Source organism: Paenisporosarcina quisquiliarum, from assembly GCF_043641925.1.
In the GTDB taxonomy this organism is placed as follows: Bacteria; Bacillota; Bacilli; order Bacillales_A; family Planococcaceae; genus Paenisporosarcina; species Paenisporosarcina quisquiliarum_A.
This window is the reverse complement of record NZ_JBHZRU010000003.1, coordinates 96,831-117,843: the sequence shown is the minus strand read 5'-3', so window position 1 is coordinate 117,843 and position 21,013 is coordinate 96,831. Positions and strand designations below refer to the sequence as shown.

Here is a 21,013-nt window from a genome sequence, read left to right as displayed (position 1 = left end):
TTTTCTCCTCACTTTTACATTAGTGTCGATATCGGTTTCATTGCTTCAAATACATTTTTACAACTCTTACAATACAAAATACTTCTACAAGCAGTAGGTCCAAAAATATTCTCCATCGTTACATAAGTAGATCCACAATAAGCACAATCTACATGCCAGGTGCCATCCTCTTCAAAATGACGCGGAGGGGGAGAAATTCCAAATGCTCTTAATCCTATATGTCCCTTTTCTGTAATACGATCTGACGTCCATGGAGGATTAAAAATGAATTCTACTTTCACATTTTCAACTTCCGGCAGTTTTTTTATCGCTTTTACAGTATTCTCTTTAATAATTTCAAGTGCAGGACAACCTAAAAATGTAGGGAGCAAAGTAACTTTTACATCATTTTCTTCTGTGACAACATCACCGACCATACCGAGGTCCACAATACTCACAGAATCAATTTCAGGATCTTTCACATTCAGCAACACTTCAAATACACGTTCCACCGTTAGGCTAGCATAAGCATTCATGATGAATTCCTCCTTCCCCATTTCATTCACCAGACAGCAGCAGAATCTACTTTGTTAACTTCAGAAAGTGTTGCAAGACCCTTTTCTAGATCACTTGTATGTTTTCCATTTCTGCCATTTTTGTCAGATGGTTCAGGAATAATCGGAGTAGTCATTTGTACACTTTGAAAAAGAGGTGCTATGAGTTTACTCCATTTGTTCTTCAGCTCTTCTTCACTGGCAATAAGACCATTCTTTTCGATGGCTTGTTTATGACTTCCAAAGGAAAAAACGTCTCCAAAGTCCGCTAGTACGAGTTGAATTGCATCATTCATTTTCTTTTTAGCGACATCTGTGGAATTCAATAATTGTTTAAACCATATATCCCAATGCATTTTGTGATAATAAAGTTCCATTCTAACTTTCAACGCAACATCAGCTAAAGGCAAGTAAGCGCTTTCACATAGGGAATCAAGTTTCACTTTTTTTGCATACGTGTAAAATACGCTACGGACGACAGCATATGCCCAGTCATAATGAGGCGTTTCCATATAATAGCCTTCACCATTCACTCGTTCTAACAAAATACTGTTTTTACGATCTTCAGATGGACGAAAATGAGCGAGGTGATCTGCTTTCCCAGCTCCTAAATCTTCTAAAAGCTGATAATACATAGCTGCATGCCCCATCGTATCTTGACTGATTGATGAAAAAGCTATATCAGCTTCAATATGTGGAGCAAGTCCTAACCATTCAGATCCCCGGTAAGCATACATGAAGTCGTCATCTGCTAATTGAAACAATAAACTTTCAAGAGCATCTTTGTATTCCTGACTCATTGCAGACTCCGCGTTTGTCATTTACGTACACCTCCCCACGACAAAATTTCTTTCTCATCTAGCATTTCTTGTTCATATTGACGCCACTTCTTCTTTAAGTAGCCATAACCCTTAGTTGTACGATAATCCTTATTCTCTAATCGATTTAATGTCATTTTTTCTTCATCATTCATTTTTTTAATATGTTTGCGGTTCACAATCCATATATCAGCAACGGGCTCCCTCCGCATAAAGTTTTCTTGCGCCATAATGAAGGCCATATCTTCATTAGGAGCCAGTAGACTGAACTGGTGTTGGAACGCTGAACTTGGTGTACGCTTACTGAAAATTTCATACTCTTGGTAAAATTTTTCTTCACCCATCATTTCTGACTCCTTCCTTTAACTAATTGTGGCACTAAGGGCATCTCTTACCCATGAATTATATTCATAGGAATGACGTCTTAGATTAAGACGCGCTTCCGAACGAGGACCTTGGTTTTTAATGATTTTCTTAAACTCATTCCAATCCGGTTGCTGATATGACCACATATTACTTTCTTTGTCGTAATGTAAGGTTGGATCAGGAATCGTCAACCCAAGAGAAAGGATTCTCGGAATATATTTATCAAAGAAGATTTGACGAAACTCTTCGTTCGTCTTTGTTCGAATTTTATATTTAATCGTTAAATCTTGTTTAGAAGAACCAGTGGTTTCCTTACTTGCAGGACCAAAGAACATGAGCAGTGGCTCCCACCAACGATTTAACGCTTCTTGAACCATTGCTTTTTGATTCTCTGTTCCTTCGGCTAATGCTAAGATTATTGATTCCCCATGTTGGGCGTGAAACACTTCTTCAGCACAAATTCGTTGTAAAGCACGTGAATATGGTCCATATGATGCTTTAAGCATATCCGTCTGGGTAATAATCGCTGCACCATCCACAAGCCATCCGATAATTCCGGCGTCTGCCCACGTTTTTGTTTCCATATGAAAAACATTATGGAATTTTAAATCGCCGGTGAATAAATCTTGCATTAAATCCCCACGATTTTTGTTATATGGCATTAACAAATCTTCAGTAACTCGAAGCAATAACTGACCATGACCCATTTCATCTTGAACTTTAGCCATGATTCCTAATTTTCGATATAGAGATGGAGCACGGGGTACCCACTCTTTTTCAGGTAAAGCCCCCATAATTTCACTCATACCATGCATTGAAATCAATTTAATCAATGTCATTCTATACTCGTCTGGCATCCAATCATCTGCTTCGATTTTATCTCCAGACTCAATACGCTCCATAAATTTTTCAAGCTTTTCCTCTTGAGTTTCAACGCTCGTGTATGTCACTATAAACCCTCCCCTTATAAGGTATGCTAGCAAGATGTTCAACATAACGAATTAGTACCATCATCATCAGACGTTGTTACATTAAACAAGTGAAGAATAAATGAGACAACATTTTTAGATAATGATTTAACCGGTACCTATTAAAAGATTTTCCTATTTGTATTATTTAGCGAATTATATATAACAGTTTAATTACGTTTAGCTATTAAACTGTAATGCTTACATTTAGATTAATAGCGACGACATAAGATGTCAATCATAATTTCTGAAAATTCCAAATGAATTGCTTTTATCTTCAATATATATAGCACTAAAAAATTCGCATCAAAAAAGCAACCTTAATCTATTAAGGCTGCTTTAAACTAAACTATAATTTTCGGTGCCTCAATCAAGTTCCCAAATGTATGGGTTACGTTGACATTGAGGTTATAGATGGGGTGAATCGTGAAATAAAGTTTATTTACTTTCATTTCTAAATTTCATGACATAAAATCCGCTCCACGCAAAAGCAATGGACGCGATATAAAATAAACTACCAATCGTTAAAAAGTCAACTAAATACCCTGTTGCAATGACTGCAATCGCGGCACCAATTGACGTCCATACATGATATCTTCCAATTTCAACTCCAGCTGTTTCTTTATTTACAGCTCGAGCAAGGAACGCTTTTTCTGAATTTTTTTGAATAGCTCCAAGAAGCCCCATTACGATTTGTAATACATATACATGCCAAATTTCATAAGCTAGTGGAAATACTAATAGAATCGCAGCCATCCCCCATGAATAGATAGCTAAAAGTAGATGATCACCTAATTTGTCTGCCATCTTTCCTACGAATGGATAACTTAAGGCAGCGGTTAATGCAAATAATCCATATGCCCACCCAAATTGAGAATAACTACTCCCCACGTTTTTTAAGAATAGTATATAAAAAGGGAAAATTATGCTCGCAGCAATTCCAACCGTACTTTGATAAATGATAAAATTACGAGTATTCATTAATGGTACTCCTCATAGAACAGATTCATGAATAGATGTTCTGGGTCATATTTGTCTTTCAACTCAAAAAATTCTTCTGCTCGAGGATATGCTTTTCTTAACTGATTCTTCGAAGCATAGTGATAATAAGGGAGATAGTAACTTCCCTCATGATCTAAGGTGATATCAATCATTTTTCTTATAACTTCTTGATTCATTTTCATACTATCTTGATCCATGTCTTGGTTAATTAACAACACCAAGGCGAACATGTCCTGCTTAGCATAAGACATTACAGCTTTTTCATTTTTTTCAACATAACGGACGGTAATATTTAATAAATTAAAATCCGGTTGCTTAAGTAACATAGCTTTTAAGTCTTTTATGTACGATTCATAATTATCTACAGGTACAAAGTATTCTTGTAATACCTCTGTTTTCCTCGCATGCTCATAATCCATAAAGGTTGAATCAGACCTCATCACATTATTTCTTGTAATATGCGATCCATTTAACCGTTTGTTATAGTTCTCCTGAGTTTCCCAAAACAAATCCTTACCCCAATCACTTTGACGTGAAAGACCAAGAAAGAGTTTAGGAATGGCAATAATTGAATCTCGCTTTAGATTCATATGTTCCAGTAGTAATTCTTGATGATCGGAAAGTAAATAATTGGTTACGTACATATCCTCTAGAAACGTTTCTGGTGCAACGGATAAACGAGCAAGATGCATCTTAACCACTTCATTTTGAATGACTTCTCTTTGAAAATATTCGCTATATTCATCAAAAGCTAAAGAATGAGTTTCGATTTGATATAATTCATCATCCGTTAAATGCAAGGTAATATCTAAAATAACGCCAAATAATCCATATCCCCCAATAACCAATTCAAATAGTTCTTCATTTTCCGCTCGACTAACATTGATAATCTTGCCTTCAGCAGTTAATAGTCGAAATGAATCAACCGTTTCAATTAAACCTTGATGTCGTATATCGCGCCCGTGAACATTCACACTTAATGAGCCGCCCACAGTAAAGATATTTTGAGACTGACTGACTTTCAACGCTAATCCTTTTGGGTTAATAAAGCGTTGAATATCATCCCAAGTTGCTCCACTTTGAACGGTAATCGTTTTTTTGGTCTCATCTAATTCTAAAATTTTATTGTAAGACTTCATATTAAGTAATATCCCGTCAGGATATAATGTTTGGCCACCCTGGCTATGTTGAATTCCCGCTATAGAAATTGTTTCATTCTGACGCTTTGCAGAATTCACTATCTTTATAAGATCCTTTTCATCTTTACCAGAAGTTAGATTCTTCATTTTAACCGACACTAATCTACCTCGATCTTCAAAAACAGGATTTGTTTGTTGGATATGAAACAGCTGAAAGGAACTAAAAAAGACTAAAACATAAACTAAAACCAATATAATTCTATTTTTTCTCATGTTTTCTCCTATATAAGAACGAATTATATACGTTCGTGAAAAAAGTCTAAAAATATTTTTTAATTAGAGGTTTAAACACAGTGAATTGGTGAAAAAGATACTATAGACATCCATTATTAGACATTACATGAAATGCATTACTAAATAAACAATTAGTTTTTAAAATCGTAATAATTGGAGGAGTAACTTGATGAATTCAATAGCTATTGAGAAGAAAGTCAACTTGAAAAGCCAGATTCAAAAGAAGCAGAAGGATATGTATAAGAAAGCAAAAGATCATGGATTAACACATCCATTAGTGGTGTCAATTAGTCAAGAGTTAGATACATTGCTAAATCGATATCAAGAGATTCATCGGTTCAATCAAGTTAGTTAAATTGATTGAACCGTTTTTTTATTCAGACCAATAATTAATTTGATCCTCTTCTGCAGCTATTTGCAGATCATCTGCCGTTATGTTGAAGAGCTGATAATCATTTCTTTGACTGTAGCGTAAAGCTTCTTCTTTAATAAATTTTGGAGATCCTTCATTCTCTTCATCGTATACAAGCAAAATCCCATCTGTATTTCGAATGATGAACTTATTTTTTTCAATGAATTGCCAACCACCTTCATACTGTTTTTTCGAGACACTAATTTGAAAGTCGGCATTCGTACAAATCATTCTATATTTTTCTTTTTTTAAATCATTCCAGTTTTTTTCTTGCTCCAGAAAAGGTGTGATAACAGCATATTTCAACTGCTTATAGGTTTTTTTCAATTCTAATACCACTTCAGCAGCCCACGTTTCAACTCCTAATTGTCCGCTAATAATCACCCACTCAAGTCCCTCATCAATTTGTGCAACCAATTGAGATTCCAGTGCTTTTTTAATGATGACGACACCTGGATGTTTATCATCAAAAATTCCGAGCTCATGAGGTTTATATCCTGTCACAATTAAACGTTTAACCATTATCACACCTCTTTCAAATTACAACATTATTCACCGAGAACGCCCATGAGAATCAGTATAGACTTTCTAATACAACGGGTCAAAAATCATTCCCTATCCGAAACACTTGTATTTCACAACTTTTAATTCGTCGTTTATTTGCATTATGCAAATACTTAACGTATTTAATATTTGCATAATACAAATATAGCGATGAAATACAGTCATTCCAACATATTTTGGAATGACTGTATTGGACTGCTGTATTTAGTTGTATCTTATCTCATCTTCATCTTGAACATCCACAGCACCAGTAATGTGGACGGATGTTCTCAAAAATAGCTTAGCTTGGTCTTTATCATATTCCCAGCGTTCATCTGGCATTATTTCGAAAGGAACCATTCTTGTTTCCTTTGATTTAACGGAGCCAATCGTTTCAATCATGTATTTTGCAACAACATCATTCGTAACATCAAAATCACTATCTTCTCTATGTCCTTCAGAACGTTTAATCACTTCTAGTTTAATAAAATCGATCATTTGTTCACTTTGTCCCCCATCAATATAAATCTTTCCTGATAGAGACTCACCATGTGCTAAATCTGGTTGGTCAACAATCGTATCCACTTTCATTGATCCAATCCCAATTGTTGATAAAAACTTTTTCAACATGTAATTTCCTCCTGATTTCTTTTAACAGTCACATACAAAATATCAATTAATTATTCAATTGTTTCGGTTTGTTCGTAGTGAAGCTGTAAGTTTGTTTCATGACGATTATATCGACGTTTGAAAAGTTTATACATATGAGTCACTAAAACTTTTAATAAAGCATAACCGGGTATTCCTAAAATCACACCAGGTACCCCAAATAATGAGCCTGCGGTTAATAAAACAAATATGATTGTGATTGGATGTATATGTAATGATTTACCCATAATTTGTGGAGATATAAACTTTCCTTCGACTAACTGAACCACCGTCCACACGATTGCTAATTTCACCAACATGAAAGGTGAAGTGACAACAGCTATGATGGCTGCTGGCGTAATGGCTATAATCGGTCCTAAGTAAGGAACTACACTTGTAATCATTGCAAGTACACCGAGCAGTAACGCATATTCCATACCGATTATAAGGAATCCTATGGAGATCATTAATCCAATACAAATCGCGACTAAAATTTGCCCCTGAATATAGGCGCTTATCTGTTTGTCTGCTTCCTTCATAACTTGAGCAGCGTCTTCACGCATTCTCGGTGGAAGTAATTTCAAAATGTATTGAGGTAGCTTTTCACCATCTTTTAATAAATAAAATAAGATAAACGGAACCGTTACAATTGCTAAAACTAGTCCTGTTAGTGTTGAAATTACTTTCCCAATTCCATTCGCTACCCCGCCAAGCGTATCCGAGATGGTATTTCCAATATCTTGAGGTATTTGATTAATAATTTCATCCATATCAAAATTGACGTAATAACTTGAGAATATAGATGTTCTAAGAAATGTGTCTATTTTAATCACTAATTTCCGGAAATACTCTGGAAATTCTTGAATTAAAGTTGAAGTCTGATCTCTTAAAAATGGAAATACAGCAACAATTAATAAAGTTATTAAACTAATTAAGCCAAGGAGAATAAAAATAATCCCCCATATTTTCGGTACTTTTAATTTAATTAGTCCCTGCAACGCAGGTCGCAATAGATAATAAGCAATAGTGGCTAAAATAACAGGCAACACGACATTAGCAAGAAGCACTTGAATAGGGTAAAAAATAAACGAAATGATATCAAAAATCCAAATGATTAAGCCAACCATTAATATCATGAGTAAAGTGAAGAGTGTATTTTTCCCTCCTAGAAATTGAATGAATTTGGTAGAGAAAAATGATGATCTTTCTGGTTGCATTTAATAACCCTCACTTTCTAAATAACTCTCACAAGCTTACTTATCATTTTATATGAATTTTCTACAAACTATCAATTAATCATCTTAAAGAATAGCCAATAAATTCACTAAGTGCTTTTTTGTTTTGCTCTACATCAATTTCAATTACTGATCCAGCACCTTCATAGGTAGAAAATTGATAACTATGTTCTACTGGTATAGTTAACTTATCAATTTCCACTCCACCACTTGCAGCTAGACTTAATACTCTCTTCACTTCTTCAGCGCTCGAGTAGTCGGTTTCAACATACCCTTGAAGTGCCCCTGCGAATTTCGGATAATGAACGACATTCACTGGTTTAAATACTTCTTCTTTTAAAGCTTCCATTACTTTTTGCTGTCTTGCTACACGTCCAAAATCCCCTTCTTTGTCTGCACGGAATCTGGCGTATCCAAGAAGTTCTTTCCCGTTAAGTTTGTGAATTCCTTTTTTTAAGGTAACACCAATTTTTTCTGACATATCTTTTTCCACATCAATTTCTACACCATTTGGAGCAACGATATCCACTAGGGTTTCAAAGCTTTCAAAATCTATGAGTGCATAGTGATGTATCGGAATGCCAAACATACTCGTTACTGTATCTTTAACTAATTGGACGCCTCCTAAAAAATAGGCAGTGTTTAATTTAGTTGATTTATAGCCGGGTATGTCTGCATAAATATCACGCATAAATGAAATCACTTTTACTTCATCTGTTTCTTTATTCCAAGAGACAAGCATCATTGTATCAGTTCTTGATTTCTCTTCGCCTCGAGTATCTGATCCAAGAACTAAAATATTTTCGATAGTAGGATTTTTTATATCCAGTGAATCTCCATTAAATTCGATTGGATCTTGTGATTGTCTTGCTGCTAACTTCTGCCCTGCTTTATACTGGACGATCGAGTATAGGAGAGTGCCAACAATGATTAATGTCAATATCGATAAGAAAAATCGACCGAATCGAAACTTTCTTTTTTTGCGTTCAATTCTACTTTTTGGATGCATGTCTTCCACAATACATCCCCCTTTCTTTATTCAATCAATAGAACGAAAACTTCTATTAAAAAGTTGCGATTAAAACTTACTCAATCATAGTTGTTGTGACGAGTTCTCGCAAGTGCTACAATAGCGCTTATGTAGGAAACGAGAGGAGTTTTTTGTTATGGAAAAAGCAACATTTGCAGGTGGCTGTTTTTGGTGTATGGTTAAACCATTTGATCAATGGGACGGCATTGATTCTGTCTTATCAGGATATATGGGCGGCCATATTGAAAATCCAACATATGAAGATGTGAAAAAAGGCGATTCCGGTCATCTAGAGGTGGTACAAATTGAATTTGATCCAACCACGTTTACATATGAACAATTATTAGAAATTTATTGGCAGCAAATTGATCCAACGGATGATGGTGGTCAATTCCACGACCGCGGTGAATCTTACCAAACGGCAATTTTTTATCATACAAATGAACAGAAAGATCAGGCTGAATTGTCTAAACAAAAATTAGCAGACAGTGGACGCTTTTCAAAACCAATTTTAACTAAGATTCTTCCTGCTAAAACTTTCTATGTTGCAGAAGATTACCATCAAGATTATTACAAAAAAAATCCGAATGATTACGCGGAGGACCGCGCAATATCCGGAAGAGATAAATTTATTGAAAATCACTGGAAAAAGTAACGTATGAATAACCTTGCCTACGCAGGGTTATTTTTTTTGTTTAAAAAGATAGTCACGACAAACATACCAACTAGTAACATCAATAGAACATAGTAAGTCATTTGATGGGTACCAGTGATATCATACAAAATACCGATTGCTAAAGGCGTGATTCCTCCCATTATAAAACCACCCGTTTGAACCATTGCCGTCCAAGCATTCGCTTCTCGTGCATCTGTTGTTTCGTCCAAAGGTAATAAAAGAGCTAATGGAAATAAACCACCCAATGTTAGTCCTAGAAATACGGAAGCTGGCCAAATGAGCAATGTGCTATTCGTCAACAATAAAACCAAACCTACAGTACCAAGCGTTAATGAGAAATAAATCCAAAAAGAACGGTTTGGAAATTTTTCAAGTAACAACGGAATGACGATATTACCAGCAATTTGTGCGATTGTTAATACACTAATGACCGTACCAGCCTCAATTACATTAAAGCCAAGTTCTCCCGCTGCAGATCCAAGCCAAGTAGTTAATGAGAAGAACAAAGATGCTTGAAATCCGAAGAATAATAAAATGAGCCAAGCACGTGTATTTGACCAAGGTGATCTAAATACCGCTGGTTCATCCATTTCCACAGGTTCTTTAACAGCTTTAGCATCTTTAATTGAAAGAATCCAAACAACATAAGCAAGTAAAGCTAAAGCTGACCAAATAGATAATGCGATTTCCCATCGTTCACCAACTATCACATAAATGACGCCAGTTAATCCGGCACTTAAAGTTGCTCCTGCCCCCATACCAAGCGAGTAAATTCCAATTGCAGATGCCATTCGTGTAGGGAACTTCTCCTTTATTAGTGAAGAGATAATAGGTCCGATTATGGCAATCGCGATCCCTATAATAAATGCGGTTATTAATAAGGAAATATAATCATAGAACCAAGTTCTAAGAAGTGTCATACCTCCAATAATGATGATTAAAATCGAAATTCCTTTGCGTTGTCCGAATTTATTTAACCAATGAACAGCAAGTGGTGCAAATAACCCCATACAAATAACTGGAATCGCCGTTAAAAGACTTACTTCACTATTTGTTAAATGAAGATCATTTCGGATTGTATCTAATAAAGGACCAATTGAAGTTACAGCCGGCCTTAAATTTAATGCAATTAGAAATATGGCGGCAAATAGCATGGATATTGTTTTTTTCGTCGACATCGTTGAGCTCCTTTTTTTAAAACAACTGATTACTAAGATAAATTATATCAGACGTCTGACGAGTCATGTGAGTTCTCTTTTACACATCAGAACTTGCGTTCGTATTTTATGTTCGTTATTATAATGTGGTAAAGGAAGTGAAAGTATGAACTTAATTCAATGGAGCTATACGAAAAAATATCAAATAAAGGCGATATACGATGTATTTCCAGATACAGTTTTCATTTTTCGTTCAATTAGTTCTTATTATTATATATTTACGACCAAAGGAATTGTAAGTAATGAAGGCCCTTCTCGCGAAGATTATGTCAAAATGGAACTTTTACTAAATTTAGAATTAGATAGTTTACCGGCTTATCTTAATAAAAAAAATCAATCAGACATCTCAATAATTAATAAATGGCTTCAAAAAAAAGAACTTCCAGATTCTATCCTAGAAGTCCTATCTTGTACAAAATGATTTGATTTCGCCCTTTAGCTTTTGCATCATAAAGTGCTTGGTCTGCGTTTTTAATTAATTCATCTAAATCACACGATTCATCATATTCACACACACCTGCTGAAAAAGATAGCATGACTTTTTCTTCGTTTAAGAATAATAAATCAGTCTGGCAAAGTCCTTGAATACGATCTAATATATTTATTGCTTCTTGTGAAGTGGTCTGAGGGAACAAAATAATAAACTCTTCCCCACCCCATCTCGCGATTACATCTTCAGACCGTACATTTTCTTTTAATAAAGATGCAAATAATTTAAGTGCTTCATCTCCAAAGACATGTCCATACTGATCATTTATTTGCTTAAAGTAATCTAGGTCTAGTATCGCCAACGTAAAAGGATTTTTCACTTGTTCGTAGCACATTTGAGCTTGTTCAATTTCTTCAACCATTTTTCTACGGTTATAAAGATTAGTTAGTGGGTCGGTAATGGATAATTCTTTTATTTTTTCAAGGAGTTGTTCGAGTTCTGCATTACGAGATTTCAATAACATTTCCGTTCGTTTGCTTTCTGTTATATCCACGTGTGTACCAATTAATCGAACTGCTCTACCCGTGTCATCCCGTTCAACCGCGCGTCCTCTATCTAAAATCCAGCGATACGTACCATCTTTATGTAAAAGTCGATGCTCGCCTCTGTAATAGTCGGATTCATTACTAAGATGTTTCTCTATAATTAAATCGACTTTAGCAATATCTTCAGGATGTATTCGGCTTCGCCATTCATGCACTTCATTTTTCAATTCATGTTCCTCATAACCAAGCATGCCCTTCCAATGTTTAGAATAGAACACAGTATTTTCTTTCGCATTCCAATCCCAAACACCTTCTTGCGCACTATCAATAGCAGTCGACCATCGATGTTCTAAAGCAATATGCATTTCTATTTCTTGTTTTAGATCGGTCTGATCGAAAATATAAGAGAAAATGGATGCTTCTTTTGTAAGTCTATTAAATTTGATATATGTGTAAATTTTTATGAAATGTATTTGTCCTGTTTTCCCATAAATTCTGTAGGTAGAATTCCAGAACGGCTCTTTTGCGGCGATTCTTTTTCGCATCGTTTCAATAAATAATTCCCGATCTTCTTCAAAAATAATCGACAAAAGAGGAATTTCTCCGGAAGTAAGTTCATTAGGTAAATAACCAAAAAGACGATGTACATTTGGTGTTATATGATCAACTGTTTGCTTTTCATCTGTTAAAAACCAATGCATGAAAATAATTGGTCCGTTTAACGTAATCTCTTGAAAAGATTGAGAAAAATCCTGCTCCATATTACCCACTCCCCGAATCCTTTTATGTGCCATAAGTATATAACTTTTTCAATTTATTTGCTACTACTTGCGAACTGAAATTTCCGAAATTTATAATTATTAATATGGAGACTGTCTTAAAAATGTATGATCATTTATGCTTTAAGTGTTTATTCAGCCAAATGTAGTAAGTCATTGTATTACAAATATATTTGACTCTCCTTCTTTTCGAGCAAAGTTGTGTAGTTTTATGATACAATAGAAGTATTGTGAAAAATGAGGAGGTTCTAACATGATTGCTGTTAGTAATGTAAGTTTACGTTTCGGAGATCGCAAGCTTTTCGAAGACGTCAATATAAAATTCAATCCAGGAAACTGTTATGGATTAATTGGTGCAAATGGTGCAGGGAAATCAACATTCATTAAAATTTTATCAGGTGATATTGAAGCTCAAGAAGGCAATGTCATCATGAATCCAAATGAACGACTTGCTGTTTTAAAACAAAATCACTTCGAATATGAAGAGTATCCTGTTCTTGAAACCGTGATGATGGGACATAAACGTTTATACGAAGTGATGAACGAAAAGAATGCCATTTACATGAAAGAAGATTTTTCTGATGAAGATGGTATGCGTGCTGCAGAACTTGAAGGTGAATTTGCTGACTTAAATGGTTGGGAAGCTGAGTCTGAAGCTGCTATCCTACTTCAAGGTTTAGGTATTGGAGACGACCTTCATAGTAAGAAGATGGCCGATATTACGGGATCTGAGAAAGTTAAAGTCTTACTTGCTCAAGCTCTTTTTGGTAAGCCTGACGTTCTTTTACTAGATGAGCCTACCAATCACCTTGATTTGAAAGCAATTCAATGGTTAGAAGAGTTTTTAATCAACTTTGATAACACTGTCATTGTTGTATCCCATGACCGTCACTTTTTAAACAAAGTGTGTACTCATATTGCCGATTTAGATTTCGGTAAAATTCAAGTATACGTTGGGAACTATGATTTCTGGTATGAATCAAGTCAATTAGCATTGAAAATGTCTCAAGATCAAAACAGTAAAAAAGAAGAAAAAATTAAAGAATTACAAGCCTTTATTGCTCGTTTCAGTGCAAACGCATCTAAATCGAAACAAGCGACTTCACGTAAGAAAATGCTAGACAAAATTGAATTAGATGATATTCGACCTTCTTCAAGAAAATATCCTTATGTGAACTTCCAAATTGGAAGAGATATCGGAAACGATGTTCTTTCTGCACAAGGTATTTCAATGGATCATGAAGGTAAAACATTATTCAAAGACTTACATTTCTCAGTAAATAAGGACGATAAAATCATCTTAATAGGTGACCCAATTGCTAAGTCTGCTTTACTTCGTGTGTTATCTGAAGAAGTTGAACCAAAAGAAGGTTCAATTCGCTGGGGCGTTACAACTACGCGCACCTACTTCCCAATCGATTACAGTGAATATTTTACTGGAAACGAAAATTCATTAGTAGATTGGTTACGTCAATATTCACCTGATGATGAGAGTGAAACTTTCCTACGTGGGTTCCTAGGACGTATGTTGTTCTCAGGTGAAGAAGTGAAGAAAAAACCTGCAGTCCTTTCTGGAGGAGAAAAAGTACGTTGTATGCTATCAAAAATGATGCTTGCTAATGCAAATGTATTGTTACTTGATGAACCAACTAACCATTTAGATTTAGAATCGATTCAAGCTCTAAATAATGGCTTAATTTCATTTAAAGGTGCCATGATCTTCACATCTCATGACCATCAGTTCATTCAAACAATTGCAAATCGCGTAATTGAGATTCTTCCAGACGGTTCAATCTTAGATAAGCAATTAACTTTTGATGAATTCTTGGAATGGAAAGAATCACAAGGAATTAAATCTTAACTCATTAAAAAAGTGCGGAAGGGTCTCCCCTCCGCACTTTTTATTTACTCGTTTTTAAAAATCGTCCAAGTAAAGACCTAGCTGGTAACTTCCCTAATAATCCATTACTTGTTTCGGAAATTTTTTGAAGTGATTGTAAAAGCTTTTGATCCCCTACCCAATGTTCTTCCAAAATAGATGGAGAGAATTTGTTTAACAACATATTAACTACAAATGTGGCCACAATAATATCATCCATAAATCCGCCAGGTCCTATTAAACCCTCAGGCATAATATCGATTGGTGTAATGAAATATAAAATACCACTACCAATCAATGCCTTGCTTTTTCCATCAATACGATTATCCATCATTGATTTAGTTAGTAAATGAAATAAGTCAGGAGCAAATAATAAGTAAGGTGCGAACTTACTTGCACTCCCACCTTTTGAATCTAAGAATGCTTTCATTTTACTGCGAAGTTTTTCATAAAAATCTTGTTGCTTCTCTGGTGATGGTAGTTCTTGTTTTAATTCATATTCAGTCATGTAATATCCTCCTTCTTATCAAATTACTATACCAAATAAAATGAAAGTTGAAACATTTAAAGATTCATTTACGTCTAATATTAAAATAAGACTAAAATGGAGGGTTAAAAATGAAAAGAATAAAAATTTTATCGATACTCTGCCTCCTCCTTTTTCTTTCTGCATGTGGTTTCCAAACTGAAAAAAATAGTAATGAAGGTTCAGATTTAAATGAAACAAAGAATGATAATGAAAATACGCATGAAGATAATAATGAAGTCGAAGTTAATTCTAAAGAAAATAACAATGAAAAAGAACAACCAGAAATCAATAGTGAAGACATGTCAATTGATCTCTCAAACTTTTTCATGAAGGATAAATCTGTAGCTAAGTATCTAGGTGAAGGAAATGAATATGCCACCTATACGGCGCGTACACAATGGCATAATGATCATACCGTTTCGATCTTTGAAGACAATGGAGGAACGATTCTCTTAAGAACTTATCGAATTACTGATAAAGCAATTGAATTAATTAATGAACAGGGTGAATTTTACGGAGAATTTAATCCAACAAATGATGAATTAGATGCTATGCCTGCAATTTCAACTTTTCTTCAGCTCCCAATAGAAAAGGACAGAGAGTTTGATGGATGGAAGATTATCGAAGTAAGTCAAACGTTAGAAACACCACTTCAGAAATTTGAAGACGTTATACAGATACAGAAGATCGATGAAACAGGAAGTATTCAAAATCGATATATTGTTGAAAATTTTGGGGAGATCAAACGTGAATTTATTATGGATGACGAGGATATAAAATTCTCCGTAAGCTCTACAATTGAATCAATACAATAAAAAAGAGAGGCATCCATTTTGGATGCCTCTTCATATGTGTTAGTTAGATTTTAGTTACATTAGCTGCTTGTGGTCCACGGTTTCCATCTACAACTTCAAACTCAACCTTTTGACCTTCATCAAGCGTTTTAAATCCTTCACCTTGAATAGCTGAGAAATGAACAAATACATCATTTTCTCCATCAATTTCGATAAAACCAAAGCCTTTTTCTGAATTAAACCATTTTACTGTACCTTGTTTCATGTGATTACCTCCAAAAATAAAGTGACAATTGAACTTTTTTAGGAAAAAAAACACATATGCAATAGCAACCAGCCAACGCCGTCACTATAGAACATATGTGAATACTCGTTCCCGGTAAAATCATATCAATTGTTACAAATAGTATATCATTTCCAATAGTAAAGTCAATGGTATGAACACAAAAAACTAATTATTCAGCTATTTTAAAATCAGTTGTTGGAGATCCATTCTTGAACCATAATACACCGTGATATGTTTGTAAATCATCATCACATGCTTCACAAAACTCCTGTTCATCTTCCGTCCAAAAAGCCCAAAATGGTCCTTTTTCCGACCGTTCATGAGGGTAACTGTTTCTGAATTTTTCTAGTATTGTCTCCAAGTATTTTCGAGCTTCATCATCAGTAGAAAATGTTTTTTTCTCAACGATGTATTCTTCCCATCCTGAAAACAACCACCATGGTTCATATCCCGCTTTCATGTATATGATTTCATTCATATGTACACCCTCTGTTCCATGTAATATCTATTCTTTATTGTAGCAAGTTGAGATGTGACGTCTAGAATTTAGACTTACCTAGCCAAAATTCTATAACAATCAATCTACTCCCTACCAATCCCCCATCTAACGAACTTAAATGATTAACTTTCCTTTATTCAACATCATATTGTTCTAACATGGTTTTTAAAAACAATAACATTGATAATATTAGAAAATTGAGATAAGTTAAGGAGTAACAGGACAACCACGACAAATATAAAAAGTGATTGTTACTCAGGAGGTTACCATATGAAAAAACGTGCTCATTTTATTATGCACGGAGATGTACAAGGTGTAGGATTTCGTTTTCTAGCAAAACAAAAAGCGAATGAACTTCATTTAAGAGGATATTGTCGAGGATACGAACAAAATGAAATCGTAATGGAACTCGAAGGTGAAGAAGAACAATTGGACTTATTCGTAGCGTACATTCAAAAAGGAGTTTCACCTTTAGCATCTATCACATCATATTCCGTGACTTTCTTTGATGATTTAAAAGGATATCGTACAATGGAAACTGATATTGTCTGAAGGAATACTGTCAAAACGAAACCTTTTATGTCTTCATACGTAAGTATACATAGGACTAAACAAGGAGGTATTCAACATGCTACATGTTGCTTATTTTATAATACGACATCTTATAAGCTTCCCACTATTCATTACCTCTTGGATTTCTCTCCAACTAGGTGCTAATTTAAACTTTTTCATAGCTGGTTTAATTTCAGCTGGTGTTTATGCACTGTCAGTGAATGTTATTAAAAGTGTTCAATCGAGGCTTATTATAAAGAAATACAATATGACATTGCCTGAATATAAACATGTTCAGCAACAACTGAAGGAAGCCAAGCTTAAATTAAATAAACTAAACGGATATTTTATTAAAGTTAGATCGATACGAGCTTTTAAACAATTATTTGAAATGAATCGACTAGCAAAGCGGATTTTCCAAATTGTTCGGACAAACCCCAAGAAATTCTATCACGTTGAACCATTTTTTTATGCTCATTTAGAAACCGCTGTAGAACTTACAGAAAAGTATACTTTACTTGTTTCTCAACCTGTTAAAGCACCTGCAGTTCAAATTGCTCTTCAAGATACGAGAGAAACTTTACTTGAATTAAATCAAGTAATGGAAAACGATTTACATCAAGTATTAGCTTCAGATATTGAACATTTAAAAATGGAGCTAGACTTTGCAAAGATATCAATCGCAAAACATGAAAAACCTTTAATGTTGAAAGGAGATTTATCGCATGACGGAAAATCAAACGGCTTCTAAGCCTCTAAAAACTATGGATGATCTTTTGGACTCCCCCTTTGACCTACAGCCGACATTACAAAAAGAAGTGTCAAATCAAGAAGAACAACGTGTTTCCTTTTTAGAAAGACTTTCAGATGAAGAACAACAAAAAGCAAAGGTTCTCGCTTCTCAAATTCCAGCAGGTAATTACGAAGCAGTTCTAACTTATGGTGCAAATGCACAAACGGAATTGTCACGTTTTTCTCATCAAATGCTAGATCATGTGCAAAAACAAGATATAGGTCCAGTCGGTGACATTTTAAAAGATTTGATGGATAAGTTAACTCAACTTAATCCAGAAGAATTAACGACCAAAAAGAAGTCTGGAATAAAACGGTTGTTTGGAAAAGTATCTCGCTCAGTTCAAGAGCTAATGACTAAATACCAAAAATTAAGTACTCAAATTGACCGTATTGGTATTCAATTAGAACATTCAAAACGTGGCTTGATCGAAGATGTGCATATGCTAGACAAATTATATGATCAAAACAAAGCCTATTTTCAAGCACTCAATATTTATATTACCGCAGCGGAGATTAAACGCGATGAAATCGTGAATGAAATTATTCCAGCACTTCGTCAAAAAGCTGAGGCATCTTCTGATCAAATGGCATATCAAGAAGTTAATGATATGGCACAGTTCTTAGATCGTCTTGAGAAGAGATTATATGATTTGCAATTATCGAGACAAATTACCATTCAAAGTGCCCCACAGATTCGAATGATTCAACAAACAAATCAAACTTTAGCCGAAAAAATCCAGTCTTCCATTATGACATCTATCCCACTCTGGAAGAATCAGATTGCAATTGCTTTAACGTTAAATCGTCAGTTAAAAGCGGTTGAAGCTCAAAAACAAGTAACGAAAACAACCAATGATTTACTACTGAAAAACTCAGAAATGTTAAAAATGAATAGTATAGAAACTGCCAAAGAAAACGAGCGTGGCATCGTAGAGATTGAAACATTAAAACAAACTCAAGAAAATCTATTGCAAACGATCGAAGAAACTCTCCGCATTCAAGCTGACGGTCGAGTGAAACGAAAAGCTGCTGAAAAAGAAATAGCTAGGATGGAAGATGAATTAAAACAACGTTTACTAATAGTGCATAACGAAAAAGAAAACCGACCTCAAACTTGAGGTCGGTTTTTTCTCTTGAATTTAACTAAATCACTTAACAATTAAATATAACATCCTTCTAAGTAACCGAAGCGTTTGAGACGTAAACTCATCTACATTTTTAGCAACCGCAGTATTTGGTCCAAACATCATTCGAAATACATGTAATTGCTCTTCCACAGGTTCTTCTGAACTTAAAAATAAATGCAGAAAATGTATCCCCTTCTTCTCAACTTCAATGACAGCTTCAGCTGTATCAATAATGCCATTTGCAGCATAACCAAATGCGGAAGGTTCTCCATCGGAAAATAAAAGTATGAATTTATGTTTTTCAGAACGATTCTGCAATCTTTCAGACATCCATCGAATAGCTAATCCATCACGGTTATCTTCTTGAGCTTCTAAGGAAAAGATAGCTCCTGCATTGTCTAAAGTTCCATCTTCTACTTGGTGGCAGTAAACAAACGAATTGGGCTGTTCTTTTTCTGTTGCTTCATAGGCATCTTCATTATAAGAAACAATATCATGACGAATTCCTAAATTTCTAAGTACATCATGAAATAAGAGTACAGCTTTTTTGGTTTCATCCATTTTATCCATCATTGACGCTGAACTATCAACTAATAGCCCAAAAACGGCATCTAATGGAATTGCCGGTTTTTGCTTTTTATAAAATGGTTTTGGACGATCATCAATTACCAATGTAGTTAATTTTGTCGTTAATCTTCCCATTGATAAGTTCGTTCTTTTGTTTGTTTGCTTTTGCTCAATTCGTTTTCGAATTTCTTTAATAAAAGATTTCACGTAAGGTTTTTGTTGTATCCGGACTTCTTCAATTTTCTCTTTTTGAGACAAATGAGTGTTTAGTGATATTTTCTTCTCAACATATGTGACATTCACATGTTCATCACCAAATCGTTCTCCAGACTGTTTTATGAAATCAGATTTTTTATTAGATGTTCCTTTTGCTTGTTGCTTTTCATTCTTATTTGAAACCGAAGAGCCCCCTGCCTCACTTTGAATTTCGTTCGTTTCATTGCCTTCTTCAAATCGACCATTATCAACCTCGCCTTTATTTCCAGCATTGAGGTCGAATTCAAGATGATTTCCTTTTTCCTTTTCATTTTCTCGATGCCAGGAGTTAAACATCTCTTCGATTGAATCCGATTTAGAATCTTCTTTCGAATCTTCTTGATTGACGCTATTTTTTGCCTTTTCTGCGTAGTTATTATCCATTAAATTTTCATGTATCGACATAAAAGTATGGATAAGATCTTTGGAAATAATGTCTTCAAGAAAATACAATATATCCAAACAGATTTTGCTATTCTGTCCAGTAGAAGCAGAATCAAATGCAAAGTGCCATTTCTCTAAAATCCGCTCAAAATAGGATGGATATAGTTCACTGTCAAAAACAAGTTTCTTCCGAAGTGAAATATATAAATAACTATACAAGGCATCACTTAAAAACCCTTTATTCAAATTCACTTGAAGCTGCTGTTCGTGATAAGCTACATATACTTCTTCTCTAATGGCAAAAGATTCTAAAGTTCCAGGTCGTTGTTTACTGATTAAATTAGATAGTCTAAATTCTTCTGCACTTAATAATAGTTGAAAAGCAAATTCTTTAAGATGTGATTGCTTTACTTTTTCTCTATAATCTTCCCAGTCGCCTAAATCAAATTGTCGCCAAAAACCCAAAGTTAATAAATACAAATCAGAGAGTTGTCCCTTATGTTGAATATGAGTTTCACGATGTTGCCAAAAATGACTAATCGACATACTTTCAGTTTTGGGCTGAAATTCCATCAATTTTCGAATAGTAAGAGATATAGATGGATTTTGACTTAATGCCCTTGCTAAATGTTCCATTTTAATCATTTCTTTTGCATCAATCGTTTCATTGTTAAATTGTATGAATCGGTTGACTGATGTCAAACGGAACAC

Annotated in this window: 24 protein-coding genes; 8 read left to right on the top strand and 16 right to left on the bottom strand. The window is 34.6% G+C overall.

From position 1 onward, the window contains the following. Positions 1 to 14: 14 nt before the first annotated feature. The 6 genes from paaD to ACHUE4_RS03515 form a co-directional block, all read right to left on the bottom strand. On the bottom strand, positions 15 to 515 hold the full coding sequence (paaD, locus tag ACHUE4_RS03540; RefSeq protein ID WP_394187982.1) for a 1,2-phenylacetyl-CoA epoxidase subunit PaaD: 501 nt from the start codon (positions 513 to 515) through the stop codon (positions 15 to 17). Positions 516 to 541: 26 nt separating this feature from the next. Further along, the gene (gene paaC / locus ACHUE4_RS03535) at positions 542 to 1,354 is read right to left on the bottom strand and encodes a 1,2-phenylacetyl-CoA epoxidase subunit PaaC (protein WP_394187981.1); all 813 of its coding nucleotides are present in this window, start codon (positions 1,352 to 1,354) and stop codon (positions 542 to 544) included. Next, positions 1,351 to 1,695, bottom strand: a complete 345-nt coding sequence (paaB, locus tag ACHUE4_RS03530; RefSeq protein WP_394187980.1) for a 1,2-phenylacetyl-CoA epoxidase subunit PaaB — start codon at positions 1,693 to 1,695, stop codon at positions 1,351 to 1,353. The genes paaC and paaB overlap by 4 nt, the downstream gene beginning before the upstream one ends. Positions 1,696 to 1,713: 18 nt before the next feature. Further along, the gene (gene paaA / locus ACHUE4_RS03525; RefSeq protein WP_394188100.1) at positions 1,714 to 2,619 is read right to left on the bottom strand and encodes a 1,2-phenylacetyl-CoA epoxidase subunit PaaA; all 906 of its coding nucleotides are present in this window, start codon (positions 2,617 to 2,619) and stop codon (positions 1,714 to 1,716) included. A gap of 504 nt (positions 2,620 to 3,123) precedes the next feature. Next, complete coding sequence (locus tag ACHUE4_RS03520; RefSeq protein ID WP_394187979.1) at positions 3,124 to 3,666, bottom strand: MFS transporter; 543 nt, start codon at positions 3,664 to 3,666, stop codon at positions 3,124 to 3,126. Then, complete coding sequence (locus ACHUE4_RS03515) at positions 3,666 to 5,099, bottom strand: FAD-binding protein (protein WP_394187978.1); 1,434 nt, start codon at positions 5,097 to 5,099, stop codon at positions 3,666 to 3,668. Before ACHUE4_RS03515 ends, ACHUE4_RS03520 begins: the two co-directional genes overlap by 1 nt. Positions 5,100 to 5,289: 190 nt before the next feature. Between ACHUE4_RS03515 and ACHUE4_RS03510 the strand changes: the two genes are divergently transcribed. After that, entirely contained in the window at positions 5,290 to 5,475 is a 186-nt protein-coding gene (locus tag ACHUE4_RS03510; RefSeq protein WP_394187976.1) for a Spo0E family sporulation regulatory protein-aspartic acid phosphatase, read from the top strand. Between the two features lie 18 nt (positions 5,476 to 5,493). Here ACHUE4_RS03510 and ACHUE4_RS03505 read toward each other — a convergent pair whose 3' ends face one another. The 4 genes from ACHUE4_RS03505 to ACHUE4_RS03490 all read right to left on the bottom strand — a co-directional run bounded on the left by ACHUE4_RS03505 (position 5,494) and on the right by ACHUE4_RS03490 (position 8,976). Beyond that, positions 5,494 to 6,054: an SLOG family protein gene (locus ACHUE4_RS03505; protein WP_394187974.1), complete on the bottom strand. Its 561-nt coding sequence runs from the start codon at positions 6,052 to 6,054 to the stop codon at positions 5,494 to 5,496. Between the two features lie 246 nt (positions 6,055 to 6,300). Next, positions 6,301 to 6,705, bottom strand: a complete 405-nt coding sequence (locus ACHUE4_RS03500) for a sporulation protein (protein WP_394187972.1) — start codon at positions 6,703 to 6,705, stop codon at positions 6,301 to 6,303. Between the two features lie 50 nt (positions 6,706 to 6,755). Then, positions 6,756 to 7,940, bottom strand: coding sequence for an AI-2E family transporter (locus tag ACHUE4_RS03495; RefSeq protein WP_394187970.1), 1,185 nt, complete (start codon positions 7,938 to 7,940; stop codon positions 6,756 to 6,758). Between the two features lie 79 nt (positions 7,941 to 8,019). Continuing rightward, positions 8,020 to 8,976, bottom strand: a complete 957-nt coding sequence (locus tag ACHUE4_RS03490; RefSeq protein ID WP_394187968.1) for an LCP family protein — start codon at positions 8,974 to 8,976, stop codon at positions 8,020 to 8,022. Between the two features lie 148 nt (positions 8,977 to 9,124). Between ACHUE4_RS03490 and msrA the strand changes: the two genes are divergently transcribed. Beyond that, a complete protein-coding gene (gene msrA, locus ACHUE4_RS03485; protein ID WP_394187966.1) occupies positions 9,125 to 9,643 on the top strand; it encodes a peptide-methionine (S)-S-oxide reductase MsrA in 519 nt (172 codons plus the stop codon). A 17-nt stretch (positions 9,644 to 9,660) separates the two neighbouring features. Here msrA and ACHUE4_RS03480 read toward each other — a convergent pair whose 3' ends face one another. Then, positions 9,661 to 10,842 carry an MFS transporter gene (locus ACHUE4_RS03480; protein WP_394187964.1) on the bottom strand — a complete coding sequence of 394 codons (1,182 nt, stop codon included), beginning with the start codon at positions 10,840 to 10,842 and terminating at the stop codon, positions 9,661 to 9,663. Between the two features lie 145 nt (positions 10,843 to 10,987). On the opposite strand from ACHUE4_RS03480, the gene ACHUE4_RS03475 reads away from it, so the two are divergent. Beyond that, positions 10,988 to 11,302, top strand: coding sequence for a hypothetical protein (locus ACHUE4_RS03475; protein WP_394187962.1), 315 nt, complete (start codon positions 10,988 to 10,990; stop codon positions 11,300 to 11,302). Here ACHUE4_RS03475 and ACHUE4_RS03470 read toward each other — a convergent pair. Then, entirely contained in the window at positions 11,271 to 12,617 is a 1,347-nt protein-coding gene (locus ACHUE4_RS03470) for a sensor domain-containing diguanylate cyclase (protein ID WP_394187960.1), read from the bottom strand. The genes ACHUE4_RS03475 and ACHUE4_RS03470 overlap by 32 nt on opposite strands. Positions 12,618 to 12,888: 271 nt before the next feature. On the opposite strand from ACHUE4_RS03470, the gene ACHUE4_RS03465 reads away from it, so the two are divergent. Then, on the top strand, positions 12,889 to 14,496 hold the full coding sequence (locus ACHUE4_RS03465; RefSeq protein WP_394187958.1) for an ABC-F family ATP-binding cassette domain-containing protein: 1,608 nt from the start codon (positions 12,889 to 12,891) through the stop codon (positions 14,494 to 14,496). A 40-nt stretch (positions 14,497 to 14,536) separates the two neighbouring features. Here the strand turns inward: ACHUE4_RS03465 and ACHUE4_RS03460 are convergent, their stop codons facing one another. Further along, the gene (locus ACHUE4_RS03460; protein WP_394187956.1) at positions 14,537 to 15,022 is read right to left on the bottom strand and encodes a YkvA family protein; all 486 of its coding nucleotides are present in this window, start codon (positions 15,020 to 15,022) and stop codon (positions 14,537 to 14,539) included. Between the two features lie 110 nt (positions 15,023 to 15,132). Here ACHUE4_RS03460 and ACHUE4_RS03455 point away from each other — a divergent pair, with 110 nt between their 5' ends. Further along, positions 15,133 to 15,858: a hypothetical protein gene (locus ACHUE4_RS03455; RefSeq protein WP_394187954.1), complete on the top strand. Its 726-nt coding sequence runs from the start codon at positions 15,133 to 15,135 to the stop codon at positions 15,856 to 15,858. Between the two features lie 43 nt (positions 15,859 to 15,901). On the opposite strand, the gene ACHUE4_RS03450 is transcribed toward ACHUE4_RS03455, so the two are convergent. Next, entirely contained in the window at positions 15,902 to 16,102 is a 201-nt protein-coding gene (locus ACHUE4_RS03450) for a cold-shock protein (RefSeq protein ID WP_394187952.1), read from the bottom strand. Between the two features lie 190 nt (positions 16,103 to 16,292). Continuing rightward, positions 16,293 to 16,601: a DUF1033 family protein gene (locus ACHUE4_RS03445; protein WP_394187950.1), complete on the bottom strand. Its 309-nt coding sequence runs from the start codon at positions 16,599 to 16,601 to the stop codon at positions 16,293 to 16,295. 291 nt (positions 16,602 to 16,892) lie between these two features. On the opposite strand from ACHUE4_RS03445, the gene ACHUE4_RS03440 reads away from it, so the two are divergent. From ACHUE4_RS03440 to ACHUE4_RS03430, 3 genes are all read left to right on the top strand, one after another. Further along, positions 16,893 to 17,174, top strand: a complete 282-nt coding sequence (locus tag ACHUE4_RS03440; RefSeq protein ID WP_394187948.1) for an acylphosphatase — start codon at positions 16,893 to 16,895, stop codon at positions 17,172 to 17,174. Between the two features lie 76 nt (positions 17,175 to 17,250). After that, positions 17,251 to 17,925: a 5-bromo-4-chloroindolyl phosphate hydrolysis family protein gene (locus tag ACHUE4_RS03435; protein ID WP_394187946.1), complete on the top strand. Its 675-nt coding sequence runs from the start codon at positions 17,251 to 17,253 to the stop codon at positions 17,923 to 17,925. Beyond that, positions 17,900 to 19,087 carry a toxic anion resistance protein gene (locus ACHUE4_RS03430; protein ID WP_394187944.1) on the top strand — a complete coding sequence of 396 codons (1,188 nt, stop codon included), beginning with the start codon at positions 17,900 to 17,902 and terminating at the stop codon, positions 19,085 to 19,087. Before ACHUE4_RS03435 ends, ACHUE4_RS03430 begins: the two co-directional genes overlap by 26 nt. Before the next feature lie 30 nt (positions 19,088 to 19,117). Here ACHUE4_RS03430 and ACHUE4_RS03425 read toward each other — a convergent pair whose 3' ends face one another. Continuing rightward, positions 19,118 to 21,013 carry a vWA domain-containing protein gene (locus ACHUE4_RS03425; protein WP_394187943.1) on the bottom strand — a complete coding sequence of 632 codons (1,896 nt, stop codon included), beginning with the start codon at positions 21,011 to 21,013 and terminating at the stop codon, positions 19,118 to 19,120.

What these genes read in the sequence shown, in the direction of transcription:
- paaD (WP_394187982.1), bottom strand. Translation starts at nt 515, where the DNA reads ATGAATGCTTATGCTAGCCTAACGGTGGAACGTGTATTTGAAGTGTTG.
- paaC (WP_394187981.1), bottom strand. Translation starts at nt 1,354, where the DNA reads ATGACAAACGCGGAGTCTGCAATGAGTCAGGAATACAAAGATGCTCTT.
- paaB (WP_394187980.1), bottom strand. Translation starts at nt 1,695, where the DNA reads ATGGGTGAAGAAAAATTTTACCAAGAGTATGAAATTTTCAGTAAGCGT.
- paaA (WP_394188100.1), bottom strand. Translation starts at nt 2,619, where the DNA reads ATGGAGCGTATTGAGTCTGGAGATAAAATCGAAGCAGATGATTGGATG.
- ACHUE4_RS03520 (WP_394187979.1), bottom strand. Translation starts at nt 3,666, where the DNA reads ATGAATACTCGTAATTTTATCATTTATCAAAGTACGGTTGGAATTGCT.
- ACHUE4_RS03515 (WP_394187978.1), bottom strand. Translation starts at nt 5,099, where the DNA reads ATGAGAAAAAATAGAATTATATTGGTTTTAGTTTATGTTTTAGTCTTT.
- ACHUE4_RS03510 (WP_394187976.1), top strand. Translation starts at nt 5,290, where the DNA reads ATGAATTCAATAGCTATTGAGAAGAAAGTCAACTTGAAAAGCCAGATT.
- ACHUE4_RS03505 (WP_394187974.1), bottom strand. Translation starts at nt 6,054, where the DNA reads ATGGTTAAACGTTTAATTGTGACAGGATATAAACCTCATGAGCTCGGA.
- ACHUE4_RS03500 (WP_394187972.1), bottom strand. Translation starts at nt 6,705, where the DNA reads ATGTTGAAAAAGTTTTTATCAACAATTGGGATTGGATCAATGAAAGTG.
- ACHUE4_RS03495 (WP_394187970.1), bottom strand. Translation starts at nt 7,940, where the DNA reads ATGCAACCAGAAAGATCATCATTTTTCTCTACCAAATTCATTCAATTT.
- msrA (WP_394187966.1), top strand. Translation starts at nt 9,125, where the DNA reads ATGGAAAAAGCAACATTTGCAGGTGGCTGTTTTTGGTGTATGGTTAAA.
- ACHUE4_RS03480 (WP_394187964.1), bottom strand. Translation starts at nt 10,842, where the DNA reads ATGTCGACGAAAAAAACAATATCCATGCTATTTGCCGCCATATTTCTA.
- ACHUE4_RS03475 (WP_394187962.1), top strand. Translation starts at nt 10,988, where the DNA reads ATGAACTTAATTCAATGGAGCTATACGAAAAAATATCAAATAAAGGCG.
- ACHUE4_RS03470 (WP_394187960.1), bottom strand. Translation starts at nt 12,617, where the DNA reads ATGGAGCAGGATTTTTCTCAATCTTTTCAAGAGATTACGTTAAACGGA.
- ACHUE4_RS03465 (WP_394187958.1), top strand. Translation starts at nt 12,889, where the DNA reads ATGATTGCTGTTAGTAATGTAAGTTTACGTTTCGGAGATCGCAAGCTT.
- ACHUE4_RS03460 (WP_394187956.1), bottom strand. Translation starts at nt 15,022, where the DNA reads ATGACTGAATATGAATTAAAACAAGAACTACCATCACCAGAGAAGCAA.
- ACHUE4_RS03455 (WP_394187954.1), top strand. Translation starts at nt 15,133, where the DNA reads ATGAAAAGAATAAAAATTTTATCGATACTCTGCCTCCTCCTTTTTCTT.
- ACHUE4_RS03450 (WP_394187952.1), bottom strand. Translation starts at nt 16,102, where the DNA reads ATGAAACAAGGTACAGTAAAATGGTTTAATTCAGAAAAAGGCTTTGGT.
- ACHUE4_RS03445 (WP_394187950.1), bottom strand. Translation starts at nt 16,601, where the DNA reads ATGAATGAAATCATATACATGAAAGCGGGATATGAACCATGGTGGTTG.
- ACHUE4_RS03440 (WP_394187948.1), top strand. Translation starts at nt 16,893, where the DNA reads ATGAAAAAACGTGCTCATTTTATTATGCACGGAGATGTACAAGGTGTA.
- ACHUE4_RS03435 (WP_394187946.1), top strand. Translation starts at nt 17,251, where the DNA reads ATGCTACATGTTGCTTATTTTATAATACGACATCTTATAAGCTTCCCA.
- ACHUE4_RS03430 (WP_394187944.1), top strand. Translation starts at nt 17,900, where the DNA reads ATGACGGAAAATCAAACGGCTTCTAAGCCTCTAAAAACTATGGATGAT.